At 64.9% G+C, this 15,326-nt stretch carries 12 protein-coding genes; 7 read left to right on the top strand and 5 right to left on the bottom strand.

Features of this window, described 5'->3' with window-relative positions; genetic code table 11:
• Window positions 1-4: 4 nt before the first annotated feature.
• The 6 genes from KUV38_RS17805 to infB all read left to right on the top strand — a co-directional run bounded on the left by KUV38_RS17805 (window position 5) and on the right by infB (window position 8,697).
• The gene (locus tag KUV38_RS17805; RefSeq protein ID WP_222471529.1) at window positions 5-1,078 is read left to right on the top strand and encodes an NAD-dependent epimerase/dehydratase family protein; all 1,074 of its coding nucleotides are present in this window, start codon (window positions 5-7) and stop codon (window positions 1,076-1,078) included.
• A 54-nt stretch (window positions 1,079-1,132) separates the two neighbouring features.
• Window positions 1,133-3,004 carry a rhamnan synthesis F family protein gene (locus tag KUV38_RS17800; RefSeq protein ID WP_222471528.1) on the top strand — a complete coding sequence of 624 codons (1,872 nt, stop codon included), beginning with the start codon at window positions 1,133-1,135 and terminating at the stop codon, window positions 3,002-3,004.
• Window positions 3,005-3,165: 161 nt separating this feature from the next.
• The gene (gene rimP / locus KUV38_RS17795; RefSeq protein ID WP_222471527.1) at window positions 3,166-3,753 is read left to right on the top strand and encodes a ribosome maturation factor RimP; all 588 of its coding nucleotides are present in this window, start codon (window positions 3,166-3,168) and stop codon (window positions 3,751-3,753) included.
• Window positions 3,753-5,516 (top strand): transcription termination factor NusA, encoded by a 1,764-nt coding sequence (nusA, locus tag KUV38_RS17790; RefSeq protein WP_222471526.1) that lies wholly within the window; start codon window positions 3,753-3,755, stop codon window positions 5,514-5,516. Before rimP ends, nusA begins: the two co-directional genes overlap by 1 nt.
• Before the next feature lie 21 nt (window positions 5,517-5,537).
• Complete coding sequence (locus KUV38_RS17785; RefSeq protein WP_222471673.1) at window positions 5,538-6,176, top strand: RNA-binding protein; 639 nt, start codon at window positions 5,538-5,540, stop codon at window positions 6,174-6,176.
• Window positions 6,166-8,697, top strand: coding sequence for a translation initiation factor IF-2 (gene infB / locus KUV38_RS17780; RefSeq protein ID WP_222471525.1), 2,532 nt, complete (start codon window positions 6,166-6,168; stop codon window positions 8,695-8,697). The genes KUV38_RS17785 and infB overlap by 11 nt, the downstream gene beginning before the upstream one ends.
• Window positions 8,698-8,739: 42 nt before the next feature.
• On the opposite strand, the gene KUV38_RS17775 is transcribed toward infB, so the two are convergent.
• The 5 genes from KUV38_RS17775 to KUV38_RS17755 all read right to left on the bottom strand — a co-directional run bounded on the left by KUV38_RS17775 (window position 8,740) and on the right by KUV38_RS17755 (window position 12,258).
• Window positions 8,740-9,111 carry a hypothetical protein gene (locus KUV38_RS17775; protein WP_222471524.1) on the bottom strand — a complete coding sequence of 124 codons (372 nt, stop codon included), beginning with the start codon at window positions 9,109-9,111 and terminating at the stop codon, window positions 8,740-8,742.
• 331 nt (window positions 9,112-9,442) lie between these two features.
• Window positions 9,443-9,580: a hypothetical protein gene (locus KUV38_RS17770; protein ID WP_222471523.1), complete on the bottom strand. Its 138-nt coding sequence runs from the start codon at window positions 9,578-9,580 to the stop codon at window positions 9,443-9,445.
• A 172-nt stretch (window positions 9,581-9,752) separates the two neighbouring features.
• Entirely contained in the window at window positions 9,753-10,151 is a 399-nt protein-coding gene (gene mutT, locus KUV38_RS17765; protein ID WP_222471522.1) for an 8-oxo-dGTP diphosphatase MutT, read from the bottom strand.
• Window positions 10,148-11,371, bottom strand: a complete 1,224-nt coding sequence (argJ, locus tag KUV38_RS17760) for a bifunctional glutamate N-acetyltransferase/amino-acid acetyltransferase ArgJ (RefSeq protein WP_222471521.1) — start codon at window positions 11,369-11,371, stop codon at window positions 10,148-10,150. Before argJ ends, mutT begins: the two co-directional genes overlap by 4 nt.
• Window positions 11,371-12,258 carry a peptidylprolyl isomerase gene (locus KUV38_RS17755; RefSeq protein ID WP_261385422.1) on the bottom strand — a complete coding sequence of 296 codons (888 nt, stop codon included), beginning with the start codon at window positions 12,256-12,258 and terminating at the stop codon, window positions 11,371-11,373. Before KUV38_RS17755 ends, argJ begins: the two co-directional genes overlap by 1 nt.
• Window positions 12,259-12,439: 181 nt before the next feature.
• Here KUV38_RS17755 and secA point away from each other — a divergent pair, with 181 nt between their 5' ends.
• Window positions 12,440-15,172 carry a preprotein translocase subunit SecA gene (gene secA / locus KUV38_RS17750; protein WP_222471520.1) on the top strand — a complete coding sequence of 911 codons (2,733 nt, stop codon included), beginning with the start codon at window positions 12,440-12,442 and terminating at the stop codon, window positions 15,170-15,172.
• The last annotated feature ends 154 nt before the right edge of the window (window positions 15,173-15,326 follow it).

Raw genomic sequence — 15,326 nt, 5'->3', positions numbered from 1 at the left:
GCGCATGGAGACAGTCTTCATTACCGGAGGAGCGGGATTTATCGGGTCTCGATTGACCGGTCTGCTCGCGCAGCGGTACCGGGTGGTCGCCTATGACAGTCTCCTGCCGCAGGTGCATGGCGGGAATCCTGACAATCGCGCGCGCTTCGAGGCGGCGGGCGGCAAGCTGATCAAGGGCGATGTCCGCGACCGGGCGGCGCTACAGGATGCACTGGCCCAGGTGGCCCCCGCAATCGTCGTGCATCTTGCCTCCGAGACCGGCACCGGCCAGTCCTACGATTTCGTCGGCCGCTATTGCGAGGTCAATGTCGGCGGCACCGCCAACCTTGTCGAGGCCATCCGCGCCGTTGGCAGCGTGCGCCGGGTGCTGCTGGCCAGTTCCCGCGCTGTCTACGGTGAGGGTGCCTGCGTCGGCCCTGACGGCCGCCCCGCCGCCGCGGTCGAGCGCCGCCCTGCAGACATCGCCGTGGGCGATTATGCCCCCCATGATGCCACTGGCCTGCGGCTGAACCCGGTGCCCACCGATGCCGTCACCTGCCCTGTCGCGCCCGCCTCGATCTATGCCTCTACCAAGCTGATGCAGGAGTTTCTGCTGCGTCAGGCTTTCTGGGGCACCCCAGTGGGCGTGGGCGTTCTGCGCATGCAGAATGTCTTTGGCGAAGGCCAGTCGCTGAACAATCCCTACACCGGCGTCCTCTCCATCTTCGTCCGCCAGATCCAAGAGGGGCTGGCCCTGCGGCTCTACGAGGATGGCAACGCGGTGCGCGATTTCATCCACGTCGACGATGTCGCCCGCGCCTTCCTCGCGCTGGCCGAAGTGCCCCAACTCCCCGAACGCGCGATCGACATCGGCTCGGGCGAAACCGTCAGCCTGCTCGATGTCTCCCGCCGCCTTCTTGCTATGCTGGGCGCCGCCCCTGACCGCTTTGAAATCACCGGCGAGTTCCGCCCGGGCGATATCCGCCACGCCGTTGCAGACATTTCCGCTGCACGGACCATGCTGGGCTGGCGCCCGCAAGTCTCTCTCGAAGCCGGGCTCCAGCGGCTCGTGGAGTGGTCCAGAGTCCCGGCGGTCTGACCGCATCCAGCCAGCGCCCAGCCCCTGCGGCATGCAATTGAAAGTAGCGCAATCATGAGCAAAACCGCAGCAATCTTCACGATCGGGGCCAATCTGGATGACCGTGAAGACATGCTCTATTTCCTCCGCCGCCTCACTCATGAGGTGGATCGCCTTGTCGTGGTCACCGGCCACAAGGGCACGAGCGAAACCCTGACGCGCCGCCTCGATCCGGTTGGCAGCGCCCGGATCGAGGTGATCGGCTTCAACGGCGCAATCCACAGCGTCTTCGGCGGCTACCAATCCGGCCTTGCCCACCTCGGAGAAGCCGCGCACGCGCTTGATGCCCTCATCATGACGGGAAACCACGCAATTGGCCTGATCGACCCGGAAGAGGGCGCGTTGCGGCGCCTCGCGCTCGGAGTCGCCGGTGTCTGGGCACCCTACTGGACCAACCCCCAACTCGAGCCGCGCCTGCTGTCCCGCCCCGGCTTCGACCGCGCTCCAAGCCCCGACCTTCTGATCCTCGGCAAAGACGCCCTCGGCCATTCAGGCCTTCTGGCAGAACTCGCCCGACTGCGGCCCGCCCGTGACTTCTGGGACGAGTACAACCAATGCACCCTGCCCCTCGCCAAGTATCTCGACCAAAACGCCATTCCGCTCGAATTCCCCTTCGAGGCCGCAGAGTTAGAGACGGTCTCACCCGCCCTCTTCGAGATCGACACCATCGTCAGGCCCGGCGCCACGGTCATGCCCCGCGCCCTGCTCTTCCTCGATCCCCTGCTGCACGACCTGAACGCGATCAAACTGCGCGACGCGCTCGACCGGCTCGAGGGCATCAACCCGCAACTCTGCACGCTTGTTACCCGGTTCTGCCTGCGCCAGCTGCCGGCGCGCGACTTCTGTGCCATCACCGATCAATACGAGGTTCTGCCTAGCCAGGCTGCCCAGCCAGACAAGGCCGCGTGGGCCTTCGGCGCCGTCGCCGTCTTCATCCACGCCTTCTACGCCGAGATGATGCCCGAGTTCTGGGAGCGCATCTGCCATCTGCCCTGCAAGGCCCACCTTTTCATCTCCACCGCCACCGACGAGGACCTCACAGCCATAGAGAGCTTTCTCGACGCGCAGGGCTGGCCCGCCGACCTGCGCACCGTCCGCAAGGTGCACGTCAATCGCGGCCGCGACATGTCTTCGCTCTTCATCACCTTCCGCGATATCGCCCTCTCTGGCGAGTTCGAGGTCGCGCTGCGGCTGCACTCCAAGCGCACGCCTCAGGTGTCCCGGCGGGTCGGGGAGAGCTTCAAGGAACACCTCTTCGACAACCTCGTTGAAAGCGCCGGATACGTCTCCAACCTGCTCGACCAGTTCGAGGCGCACCCCGATGTCGGCCTCGTTATCCCTCCCGTGGTCCACATCGGCTTCGCGACCCTCGGCCACTCATGGCACAACAACCGCCGCCCGCTACAGGAGCTCGCCCGCGACATGGGCATCAAGCTCCAGCTCGATCCCTTCACCCCCGTCACCGCCTACGGCACCATGTTCTGGTTCCGCATCCCGGCCCTCGCCCGCATGTTCGAGTGGAACTGGCTCTGGGATGATTACAACCGCGAGCCCTTCCACATCGATGGCGGGCTGGCTCATGTGCAGGAGCGGCTGATCGGGCTTTGCGTGCAGGATGCAGGCTACCGCACCGTCTCGGTGATGAGCACACGGCAGGCCGCGCGGAACTACGCCAAGCTGGAGTACAAGCTCCAGATGCTCGCGGGCCACATGCCCACCGGCAACGTCCTGATGCAACGTGACCACCTCCGCCGCACCAGCCTCGGCCTCAAGCACAGGCTCCGGCTCCGGCTTGAGCGCCTCTATGGCCGCGTCCTCCAGCGCTTCCCCGGCGTCCACGGCGTGCTCCGCCCCACCGCCCGGATCGTCCGCAAACTGCTGTCCTGATCCGCCGGTTGGCGCCGCCCCACCAATCCCTCTTGCGATTCGCGCCGCACGGGCCTATATCCCCCTCAACAGCGGCAGCGTCGGCCTCCACCCCCGATGCTCCACCGGAAAATCCGACGGGCCGCAGCGCCCGTTTTTTTGTGCCTGAAAGCCACACCCCTATGACCGACCTCATCGCCAAGACCGGAATGGATCAGCGCATGGCCGAGATCGTCCAGCCCGTTATCGAGGGCATGGGCTTCGAACTGGTGCGCCTGCGCCTGATGGGCGGCAAAACGGCCAACCTGCAGATCATGGCCGAAAAGCCCGAGGGCGGGATCGAGGTGGATGACTGCGCCCGCATCTCCACCGCTGTCTCCGCCGTGCTCGACGTGGAAGACCCGATCGAGGACGAATACACGCTCGAAGTGAGCAGCCCCGGCATCGACCGCCCCCTGACCCGGCTCAAGGATTTTGACCGCTGGGAAGGCTACGAGGCCAAGATCGAGACCACAGAGATGATCGACGGGCGCCGCCGCTTCAAGGGCGAGCTTCAGGGCACCGAAGGCAACGAGGTGCTCATCGAGATCGAAGACCACGGCAAACCCGTGACCATCGGCCTAGAGTTCGACTGGCTCTCCGACGCCAAGCTCGTGCTCACCGATGACCTCATCCGCGACGTGCTGCGCCACCGCAAGGACGCAGGCCATGTCGATGAAACCCAATTTGACGAGGTGCAAACCCTCATGGACGGTCAGGAGGACAACTGATGGCCATTACTTCCGCAAACCAGCTGGAGCTGCTGCAAACCGCCGAGGCCGTGGCCCGCGAAAAGATGATCGATCCGGGTCTCGTGATCGAGGCGATGGAAGAGAGCCTCGCGCGCGCCGCCAAGTCGCGCTACGGCGCCGAGATGGACATCCGCGTGAGCATCGACCGCAAGACCGGCCGTGCCACCTTCACCCGCATCCGCACCGTCAAGGGCGAGCCGGAGCTGGAGAACTACCAGGCCGAGATGACCCTCGAGGCCGCCGCCCAGACCCTTGGCACCAAGGGCAAGGATTACATCGTCGTTTCCGGCATGTCGCAGCCCGAGGCCGAGGATGAAGAGCCGCAGCCGATCCGCCGCTTTCTTCTGCGCACCCCCTCCGATCTGGACCGCGCCCTTGCCGAGGGCGTCGATCAGGATACCGCCCCCACCGATGGCGACGAGCTGGTCGATGAGGTTCCGCCCGTCGAGATGGGCCGGATCGCCGCGCAGTCGGCCAAGCAGGTCATCCTGCAGAAGGTCCGCGAAGCCGAGCGTGATCGCCAGTACGAAGAGTTCAAGGATCGCGCCGGCACCATCATCAACGGCCTGGTGAAGCGCGAAGAGTATGGCAACGTCATCGTTGATATCGGCGCAGGCGAGGCTGTGCTGCGCCGCAATGAGAAGATCGGGCGTGAGAGCTACCGCCCCGGTGACCGCATCCGGGTGTATATCAAGGACGTGCGCCGCGAGCAGCGTGGCCCGCAGATCTTCCTGTCGCGTACCGCGCCCGAGTTCATGGCCGAGCTGTTCAAGATGGAAGTGCCCGAGATCTACGACGGCATCATCGAGATCAAGGCCGTCGCCCGTGATCCCGGCTCCCGCGCCAAGATCGCCGTCATCTCCTACGATGGCTCGATCGACCCGGTCGGTGCCTGCGTGGGTATGCGCGGCTCCCGCGTTCAGGCCGTGGTCAACGAGCTGCAGGGCGAGAAGATCGACATCATCCCGTGGAACGACGATCAGCCCACCTTCCTCGTCAACGCCCTCCAGCCAGCCGAGGTCTCCAAGGTCGTTCTTGATGAAGAGGCCGGCAAGATCGAGGTCGTGGTGCCCGACGAGCAGCTTTCGCTCGCCATCGGCCGCCGTGGCCAGAACGTGCGCCTCGCTTCGCAGCTGACCGGGCTGGATATCGACATCCTGACCGAAGAAGAAGAGAGCGCCCGCCGCCAGGCCGAGTTCGAAGAGCGCACCAAGCTCTTCATGGATACGCTCGATCTGGATGAGTTCTTCGCCCAGCTTCTGGTGTCCGAGGGCTTCACCTCGCTCGAAGAGGTCGCCTATGTCGAGCTCGACGAGCTTCTGGTGATCGACGGCGTCGACGAAGGCACCGCGGGCGAGCTTCAGGCCCGTGCCCGCGACTACCTCGACGAGCAGAACCGCAAGGCGCTCGAGCACGCCCGCGAGCTTGGCGTCGAAGACAGCCTCGTGAACTTCGAAGGCCTGACGCCCCAGATGATCGAGGCGCTGGCCGAGGACGGGGTGAAAACCCTCGAAGACTTCGCCACCTGCGCCGACTGGGAGCTGGCCGGCGGCTGGACGACCGTCGACGGCGAGCGCGTGAAGGACGATGGCATCCTCGAGAAGTTCGAGCTCTCGCTCGAAGAGGCGCAAGACATGGTCATGTCCGCCCGGATCGCCCTTGGCTGGGTCGACCCTGCCGAGCTGGCCGCCGAGGACGAGGGCGAAGACGCGCCCGCAGAAGAAGAGGAGGCCGGAGCCTGATCTCAGGCTCCGGACACCGGCCTGAGCCGCGGCGGACGCAATACAACAAAGGGTGAAACGCCCGAACGCAAGTGCATTGCAACGGGCGAGGTGCGCCCTATATCTCACCTCGTCCGTTTCGTCGTGGGGCCCTCCGGCGAGATCGTTCCCGACATTTCGGCCAAACTGCCGGGCCGCGGCATCTGGGTTTCGCCCAGCCGCGCCGCGCTTGAGAAGGCGGTGAAGAAAAAGCTCTTCGCCCGCGCCGCAAAGGCTCCGGTCGAGGTGCCAGAGGATCTGGTCGAGACGGTCGAGCGCCTGCTGGTCAAGCGGGTGACAGACGGCATCGCCCTCGCCCGCAAGTCGGGCCGCGCGGTGGCGGGATACGAAAAGGTAAAAGGCTGGCTCCTGACCGAGGAGGCGCGGCTGCTGATCCAGGCCTCCGATGGCTCCGAGCGGGGCAAGTCGAAGCTCAGCTCTCCGCCCGGAAAGGGCACGTTCCTGGGCTGCCTGACCGCAAACGAAATCGGTTTGGCATTCGGCAGGGAACATGTGATACACGCCGCTCTTGCGTCTGGTGGACTCACGAAGCGTGTTGTAGAAGACGCCGCAAAGCTTGGCGCTTTGCGCGAAGAAAGCGGGGATACGCCCCGGAAAGGACGAACATCGCATGAGCGATAGTGACGGCAAAAAGACCCTTGGGCTGCGCGGCGGCCCGCGCTCCGGACAAGTGAAGCAGAGCTTCTCGCACGGACGCACGAAAAACGTCGTGGTGGAAACCAAGCGCAAGCGCGTTGTGGTGCCCAAGCCCGGTGCGCCCACGGCTGGCGCCGGCGCCGCTGCTGCAGCGGGCGCCGCTTCCGATCCGTCCAAGCGCCCCGCAGGCATCTCCGACGCCGAGATGGAGCGCCGGCTGAAGGCCCTCGCCGCCGCCAAGGCGACCGAGGCCGAAGAGGCCAAGCGCCGTGAAGCCGAAGAGAAAGAGCGCGAGGCCGAGCGCCAGCGCCGCCGTGAAGAGGCCGAGGCGAAGGAGCGCGAAGAGCGCGAACGCCAGGAAGCCCTGAAAGCGAAAGAAGAGGAAGACGCCCGCAAGAAGCGCGAGGCCGAAGAGGCGAAGGCCCGCGAAAAGGCAGAGCGCAACGCGCCGCCCGCCGCTGCAGCCGCCGCCCAGCCCGGCCCGGCGCCTGCCGAGGATGGCGCCCGTGGCGGTGGCAACCGCCCCGCCCCCCGTCGGGACGACCGCGACAATCGCGACAACAACCGTGACAACCGGGGCAAGGGCTCCCGCGATGACGGCGGTCGCCGCTCCGGCAAGCTCACCCTGAACCAGGCGCTCTCGGGCGGCGAAGGCGGGCGTCAGCGCTCGCTGGCTGCGATGAAGCGCAAGCAGGAGCGCGCCCGCCAGAAGGCTCTGGGCGGCGGTGACAACCGCGAGAAGGTCGTGCGCGACGTTCAGCTGCCCGAAACCATCGTGGTGTCCGAGCTGGCCAACCGCATGGCCGAGCGCGTCGCCGAGGTGGTGAAGGCGCTCATGCAGAACGGCATGATGGTCTCCCAGAACCAGGTGATCGACGCCGACACCGCCGAGCTGATCATCGAAGAGTTCGGCCACAAGGTCGTCCGCGTGTCGGACGCCGACGTCGAGCAGGTCATCGAGACCGCCGACGACAAGGAAGAAGATCTCAAGCCGCGCGCGCCCGTGATCACCATCATGGGCCACGTCGACCACGGCAAAACCTCGCTGCTCGATGCCATCCGCGACGCCAAGGTCGTGGCCGGCGAGGCGGGCGGGATCACCCAGCACATCGGGGCCTATCAGGTGACCACCGAGAGCGGCGCCGTTCTGTCGTTCCTCGACACGCCGGGCCACGCCGCCTTTACGTCCATGCGTGCCCGCGGTGCGCAGGTGACCGATATCGTGGTGCTCGTTGTGGCCGCCGATGACGCGGTGATGCCGCAGACCATCGAAGCCATCAACCACGCCAAGGCCGCCGGTGTGCCGATGATCGTGGCGATCAACAAGATCGACCTGCCCGCCGCCAACGCCCAGAAGGTCCGCACCGATCTGCTTCAGCACGAAGTGATCGTCGAGGCCATGTCGGGCGACGTGCAGGATGTCGAGGTTTCCGCCCACACCGGGCAGGGCCTTGATGAACTGCTCGAAGCCATCGCGCTTCAGGCCGAGGTGCTCGAACTCAAGGCCAACCCCGAGCGCGCCGCGCAGGGTGCCGTGATCGAAGCCCAACTCGATGTGGGCCGCGGCCCCGTCGCCACCGTTCTGGTGCAGAACGGCACGCTCAAGCAGGGCGATATCTTCGTCGTCGGCGAGCAGTGGGGCAAGGTCCGCGCGCTGGTCAACGACAAGGGCGAGCGGGTGGCCGAGGCTGGCCCCTCCGTGCCCGTCGAGGTGCTCGGTCTCAACGGCACTCCCGAGGCCGGTGACGTGCTCAACGTGGTCTCCTCCGAGGCGCAGGCACGTGAGATCGCCGAGTACCGCGAGAACGCCGCCAAGGAAAAACGCGCCGCCGCCGGTGCCGCGACTACCCTTGAGCAGCTGATGCAGAAGGCCAAGGACGACAAGGACGTCTCCGAGCTCCCCATCGTGGTGAAGGCCGACGTGCAGGGCTCTGCCGAGGCCATCATCCAGGCGATGGAGAAGATCGGCAACGACGAGGTCCGCGTGCGCGTGCTGCACTACGGCGTCGGCGCCATCACCGAGAGCGACATCGGCCTTGCCGAAGCCTCGGGCGCGCCGGTCATCGGCTTCAACGTCCGGGCCAACGCGCCCGCGCGTCAGGCCGCCAACCAGAAGGGCGTCGAGATCCGCTACTACTCGGTGATCTACGACCTCGTGGATGACGTGAAAGCCGCCGCTTCCGGCCTGCTCTCCGCCGAAATCCAGGAGGATTTCATCGGCTACGCGCAGATCCGCGAAGTCTTCAAGGTCACCGGCGTCGGCAAGGTTGCCGGCTGTCTCGTGACCGAGGGCGTCGCCCGCCGCTCCGCCGGCGTCCGCCTGCTGCGCGACGACGTGGTGATCCACGAAGGCACGCTGAAGACCCTCAAGCGCTTCAAGGACGAGGTGTCCGAGGTCATCTCCGGTCAGGAATGCGGTATGGCCTTCGAGAACTACGACGACATCCGCGAAGGCGATGTCATCGAGATCTTCACCCGCAAGGAAGTCGAGCGCACGCTTGACTGATACGAAATAAGCTGCGGCCACATCAGGCCGCAGCTAGTTTTCTTATTCCTCAATACATGTGTTCGGGGTCCCTTTCGCGACGATCTCTTTCCAATTCGGCCCGAGTTCTTCGCGCGCCGAGAAAGCAATTCGATACTTAGGATGACCGGGACCGACCATTTGAACTACGAGGCTATCTTCAATAATTCGATAGTCGCTTCGAGCTTCTTCAAAATAAAACTTATCACCGCCCCTTTTGATCACCTCAATAGACGCGACTTTGTTTGCAACGCTCGAGGCGCCTGACTGTCCACACGCTGGAGCAGCCGTTGTGGAGACTGCAAACGATGTTTTTGTCAACGGCTGCACCTTAGTTACGGCACAGCCGGCCAACCCCAACATCAAGATTGCTAAGCCTATTGGTTTGATACCCATATCATTCTTGTCCCTTCTTTTCCGCTCGGCTTTCGCGAGCACGAGCTATCTGGATGGAAAGGCTGATAACTTTCAACTGAATTATGCGAGCGAGATCTTAAGCCACATCAGATTCGCTTCTTTTCTTGATCTTCATCCGCACGGAGTTCGAGCGCACGCTCGACTGACCCGGCTGACGCAAGTCATTACGCGGGCCGTGCCTTTCGGAGGGTGGTCCGTTTGTTTTGGCGGGCGCGGGCCGGGCGGGCAGCATGCAAAAGGCCCGTACCGAGCGGCGCGGGCCTTTCCGTGAACTCAATCCCGTTTCTGTCGGAGTGGGAGAAAATGCGGCTCAGGCGGCGACGGCATCCACCGGACGGCCGGTAAAGTCCCGTGCGCCCACACGCACCACAACGCGCCCGTCAGCGAGCGCCTTCACAAAGGTGCCCTGAACCGAAACACAGCTTCCCAGAACGATCGTACGTAGCATGTTCACTCCCCGCGGTGGCTTAACCTTGGGTGAAGCTAGCCGATAATCGTTTAAGGATCACTTACAATCTGAACGTGCATTCGGGATTTCCGCCCAAATTTCGGGCACTTCGCGGAAATCCGCGCATCGATTCCGGTCAGATGCCTTGGCAAAGGCCCGCAATCGCCCCCGGTCAAAGCCAGTCGCGCAGAATCGGAATCAGCGGCACATCCGCGGGCGGCATCGGGTAGTCGCGCAGCTCACTCGCCCGCGCCCACTTCAGCACCTGCCCCTCGCGCCCCTGCGGGGTGCCGCCCCACTTGCGGCAGGCAAACAGTGGCATCAACAGATGAAAGTCGTCATAGCCGTGCGAGGCAAAGGTGAGCGGCGCAAGGCAACTCTGCCACGTCTCGATCCCCAGCTCCTCGTGCAGCTCACGGATCAGCGCCGCCTCCGGCGTCTCCCCCGGCTCCACCTTGCCGCCCGGAAACTCCCAAAGCCCGGCCATGCTCTTGCCTTCCGGGCGCTGCGCCAGCAACACCCGCCCGTCCACGTCAATCAGCGCGACGGCAGCAACCAGAACAACCTTCACGACCGGTAATCGGCGTTGATCGAGATGTATTGATGCGTCAGGTCGCAGGTCCAGGCGGTGAACCGGCCCTTGCCCAGCCCCATATCGACCCGGATGACCAGCTCCGGCAGCTTCATGTAGCCCGCGCCCTGCTCCTCGGAGTAACCCGGTGCAACCCAGCCGTTCTCGGCCACCAGCACCTCGCCGAACTTGATCGTCAGCTTGTCCCGGTCGGCCTCGGCGCCGCTCTTGCCCACGGCCATCACGATCCGGCCCCAGTTCGGGTCTTCGCCCGCAATCGCGGTCTTCACCAGAGGTGAATTGGCGATGCTCATCGCCACCCGCTTGGCATCGGCGTCATGGGCCGCCCCGGTGACCTTCACGGCCACGAACTTGGTCGCGCCTTCGCCGTCCTTCACCACCTGATGGGCGAGGTCTTTCATCACCTCGGCCAGCGCCGCCTCGAACTCTTCGCTCTGGTCGCACTCCACGCCCGAGGCACCGGTCGCGGCGCAGATCAGCGTGTCGGAGGTCGAGGTATCGCCATCCACCGTGATCGCGTTGAAGGTGGTCTCGTTGTGGCAGCTCACCATGCTCTGCAGCGCATCGCGGCTGATCTTCGCATCGGTGAAGATATAGACCAGCATCGTCGCCATATCCGGCGCGATCATGCCCGAGCCCTTGGCGATCCCGGCAATCTTCACCGTCCCGCCTTTCAGCGCCACCTCGCGTGTGGAGCCCTTGGCAAAGGTGTCGGTGGTCATGATCGCCTTGGCCGCCAGCTCGATGCCGCCTTCGTCGAGACCGCCCACCAGTTCCCCGAGCTTTCCGGTGATCCGATCATGCGGCAGTCGCTCGCCGATCACCCCGGTCGAGGCGGTGAACACGCGAGCCTTCGGCACATCGGCAGCCTCGGCCACCGCGGCGCAGATCGCCTCAACGCTCTCCTGCCCGGCCCCGCCGGTGAAGGCGTTGGAGTTGCCGGAGTTCACCAGAATGGCCGCCCCCGCGTCGCTCACCTTGCGGATCTTCGCCTCGCAGTCGCGCACCGGGGCCGAGCGGGTGGCCGAACGGGTAAACACCCCCGCCACCACGCTGCCCGGATCGAGCAGGGCCAGCATCACGTCGAGCCGGCCCTTGTAGCGCACCCCGGCCTCCACGGCGGCAAACTTCACCCCCCCGATCACTGGCAGATCGGGGAAGCGCTCGGGCGCCAGCGGCGATACGGGGTACTTGCCCATCAGTCCTCCAGAAGGCTGAAGTCGTTGAGAACGGCAGCCGGGATCTCGCCCTCGGCCTTTTCCACACCGGCCTTTTCCACGGCAGAGGCAATCACCTCGTCCACGGCGGCGCGCTGCACCTCTTCGGTCAGCTGGTCCTTCACCGCGGCCATGTCGGGCTTGTCCTTCAGGCGGGTCTCGTTGAGCTTGATCACGTGCCAGCCGAACTGGGTCTGCACCGGGGCGCTCACCTCACCGGCCTTCATCGCCATCACGGCGGTCTCGAACTCGGGCACCATCATGCCGGCACCAAACCAGCCCAGCGCGCCGCCGTTGGGTCCGGAGGGGCCGGTGGACTTGACCTTGGCCACCTCGGCAAAATCGGCGCCGCCCTCGACCTCTTCCTTCACCGCCTGCGCCTCTTCCTCGGTTTCCACGAGGATGTGAGCAGCGTTCCACTCGCGCTGCGGCTCGGCGTCGGCGTAAAGCTCGTTGTACTTGGCCTCCAGCGCCTCATCGGTCACGGCGGCCATCGCGGCGGCCTCCAGCACGTCCCCGGCAAGGTAGCCGCTGCGCTGGTTTTCCAGCACCAGAACGGTCTCTTTGCTCGGCTCACCGGCCTCGCTGGCCAGCGCAGTCTGCTGTACCAGCTGCTCGAGGATCCCCTCCCAGAGCACTTCCGGCGGCAGCTGGGCGTATTGCTCGGGCAGGCTCTTGCGGGCCACGATCATGTGGCCAACGGTAATGTCCACACCGGCCACGGTCGCCACAACGGTCTCTGCGGTCACGTCAGTTGCAGCCTCTGCCGCCGCCTCGGGGGCCGCCTCTTCCGCTTCCTGCGCCATCGCACCGGCACCGAGGCCAACGGCCAGCATGGCACCCAGCGCGATCATCTTGGGGAAGGTCATACATCTACTCCTGCTCAGCCGCCCCTGCGGCGGCGTTGACACTATGGGTCTCGGGTCTTACATCGCCTTGTGTTCCAAGGCGCAAGCCCGTTTCTCTGCCCGCGTTTCTATGGGGGCAGGCGAAGGGCGGCAAGCGCGATCAGCCACACAAAACCGTCAAGGCAGGGCGAGCGGAGAGAATATGCTGGGTCTGGGTACCGTCGCGAAAAAGGTCTTTGGCACCGCCAATGACCGCAAGATCAAGTCCACCCGTCCGCTGGTCGAAAAGATCAACGCGCTGGAGCCGGAGTTCGAAAAACTCTCCGACGAAGGGCTGAAGGAAAAGACCGAGGAGCTGGCCAAGCGGGCGATGGGCGGCGAGAGCCTCGATGCCCTGCTGCCCGAAGCCTTCGCCAACTGCCGCGAGGCCGCCAAGCGGGCGCTCGGCCTGCGCGCCTTCGACGTGCAGCTGATGGGCGGCATCTTCCTGCACGAGGGCAACATCGCCGAGATGAAGACCGGCGAGGGCAAGACCCTCGTGGCCACCTTCCCGGCCTACCTCAACGCGCTCACCGGCAAGGGCGTGCACGTGGTCACCGTCAACGACTACCTCGCCAAGCGCGATGCCGAGTGGATGAGCAAGGTCTACGGCGCTCTCGGCCTGACCACCGGCGTCGTCTACCCGCAGCAGCCCGACGGCGAGAAGAAGGCGGCCTACGCCTGCGACATCACCTACGCCACCAACAACGAGCTGGGCTTCGACTACCTGCGTGACAACATGAAGTCCGAGCTGAGCCAGATGTATCAGCGCGACCATAACTTCGCGATCGTCGATGAGGTGGACTCGATCCTGATCGACGAGGCCCGCACCCCGCTCATCATCTCCGGCCCGTCGCAGGACCGCTCCGAGCTCTACATGACGCTCGATGGCGTGATCCCCTCGCTGACCGACGAGCACTTCACCAAGGACGAGAAAACCCGAAACGTCACGCTCACCGACGAGGGCAACGAGTATCTCGAGGGCCGGCTTCACGCTGAGGGCATCCTGCCGGAAGACCAGTCGCTCTACGACCCGGAGAGCACCACCATCGTCCACCACGCCACGCAGGCGCTGAAGGCCCACAAGCTCTTTCAGAAGGACAAGGATTACATCGTCCGCAACGGCGAGGTGATGCTGATCGACGAATTCACAGGCCGGATGATGGCCGGGCGCCGCCTGTCGGACGGTCTGCACCAGGCGATCGAGGCGAAGGAAGGCTGCGAGATCCAGCCCGAGAACGTCACCATGGCCTCCGTGACCTTCCAGAACTACTTCCGCCTCTACAACAAGCTCGGCGGCATGACCGGCACCGCGCTCACCGAGGCCGACGAATTTGCCGAGATCTACAAGCTCGGCGTTGTCGAGGTGCCAACCAACAAGCCCATCGCCCGGAAAGACGACCACGACGCGGTCTATCGGACCACCAAAGAGAAGTACGACGCCATCGTCGAGCGCATCCGCAAGGCCAATGAAAAGGGCCAGCCGGTGCTGCTGGGCACGACCTCCATCGAGAAATCCGAGATCCTGAGCCAACTGCTCGAAAAGGCCGGCATCACGCACAACGTGCTGAACGCCCGCCAGCACGAGCAAGAGGCTCAAATCGTGGCCGACGCCGGCAAACTGGGGGCAGTGACCATCGCCACCAACATGGCCGGCCGCGGGACCGACATCAAACTGGGCGGCAACGTCGAGTTCAAGGTGATGGAGGCCATCGCCGGCGATCCCGAGGGCGACACCGAAGAGATCCGCGCCCGCATCGAAGAGGCGCACAAGACCGATGAAGAGGCGGTGAAGGAGGCGGGCGGCCTCTTCGTGCTGGCCTCCGAACGGCACGAGAGCCGCCGGATCGACAACCAGCTGCGCGGCCGCTCCGGCCGTCAGGGCGACCCGGGTCGCACCTCCTTCTACCTCTCGCTCGAAGATGACCTGATGCGCATCTTCGGCTCCGAGCGTCTCGATGCCGTGCTCTCCAAGCTCGGCATGAAAGAGGGCGAGGCGATCATCCACCCCTGGGTGAACAAGTCGCTCGAGCGCGCGCAGGCCAAGGTCGAGGGCCGCAACTTCGACATCCGCAAGCAGCTGCTCAAGTTCGACGATGTGATGAACGACCAGCGGAAGGTCATCTTCAAGCAGCGCCGCGAGATCATGGAGAGCCAAGACCTCTCCGAGATCGTCTCCGACATGCGCCACGAAGTGGTCGACGAGCTGGTGGACGAGTACATGCCGCCCAAGACCTACGCCGACCAGTGGGAGGCCGAGAAGCTCTACGCCGCGCTGATCGAAAAGCTCAACATCGACGTGCCCGTGATCGACTGGGCGCAGGAAGAGGGTGTCGACCAAGACGAGATCGCCGAGCGCATCGAGAAGGCCTCCGACGAGATGATGGCCTCCAAGGCCGCCCAGTTCGGCCCCGACACCATGCGCAACATCGAAAAGCAGGTTCTGCTGCAAACCATCGATGGCAAGTGGCGCGAGCACCTGCTGACCCTCGAGCACCTGCGCTCGGTCATCGGCTTCCGCGGCTACGCCCAGCGCGACCCGCTGAACGAGTATAAAACCGAGGCGTTTCAGCTCTTCGAGGGCATGCTCGACAGTCTCCGCGAGGAGGTCAGCCAGAAGCTCGCCCAGATCCGTCCGCTGACGGAAGAGGAGCAGGCCCAGATGATGCAGCAGCTCGCCTCGCAGCACCCCGGCCTTGCCGCCGCCTCCGCCGACGCAGCCGAGGCGGATACCGCCGAGGCCGCAGCCCCGCAGGCAGGTGAAGGCGCCTTCCCCGGCGCCATCCCGGGCTTCGACGAGGCCGACCCCAACACCTGGGGCAATCCGGGCCGGAATGATGCCTGCCCCTGCGGTTCCGGCAAGAAGTTCAAGCACTGCCACGGCGCACTCACCTGAGATTGCCCACCAGAGCGAAACAACAAATGGGGCGGCGATAAGGCCGCCCCTTTTGCGTTTTCCCATATGTCGCGGCCTTTTCGGCCTGCGCCCTCAACATCCTGCAACGCCCCGGCCCCGCCACGGCCACAAATGGCCCATTCGCGCCCCGTCC

The sequence above is a fragment of the Vannielia litorea genome (assembly GCF_019801175.1).
GTDB classification, from domain to species: domain Bacteria; phylum Pseudomonadota; class Alphaproteobacteria; order Rhodobacterales; family Rhodobacteraceae; genus Vannielia; species Vannielia litorea_B.
The sequence above is the reverse complement of the archived record's forward strand: the minus strand, read 5'-3'. Positions and strand labels throughout refer to the sequence as shown.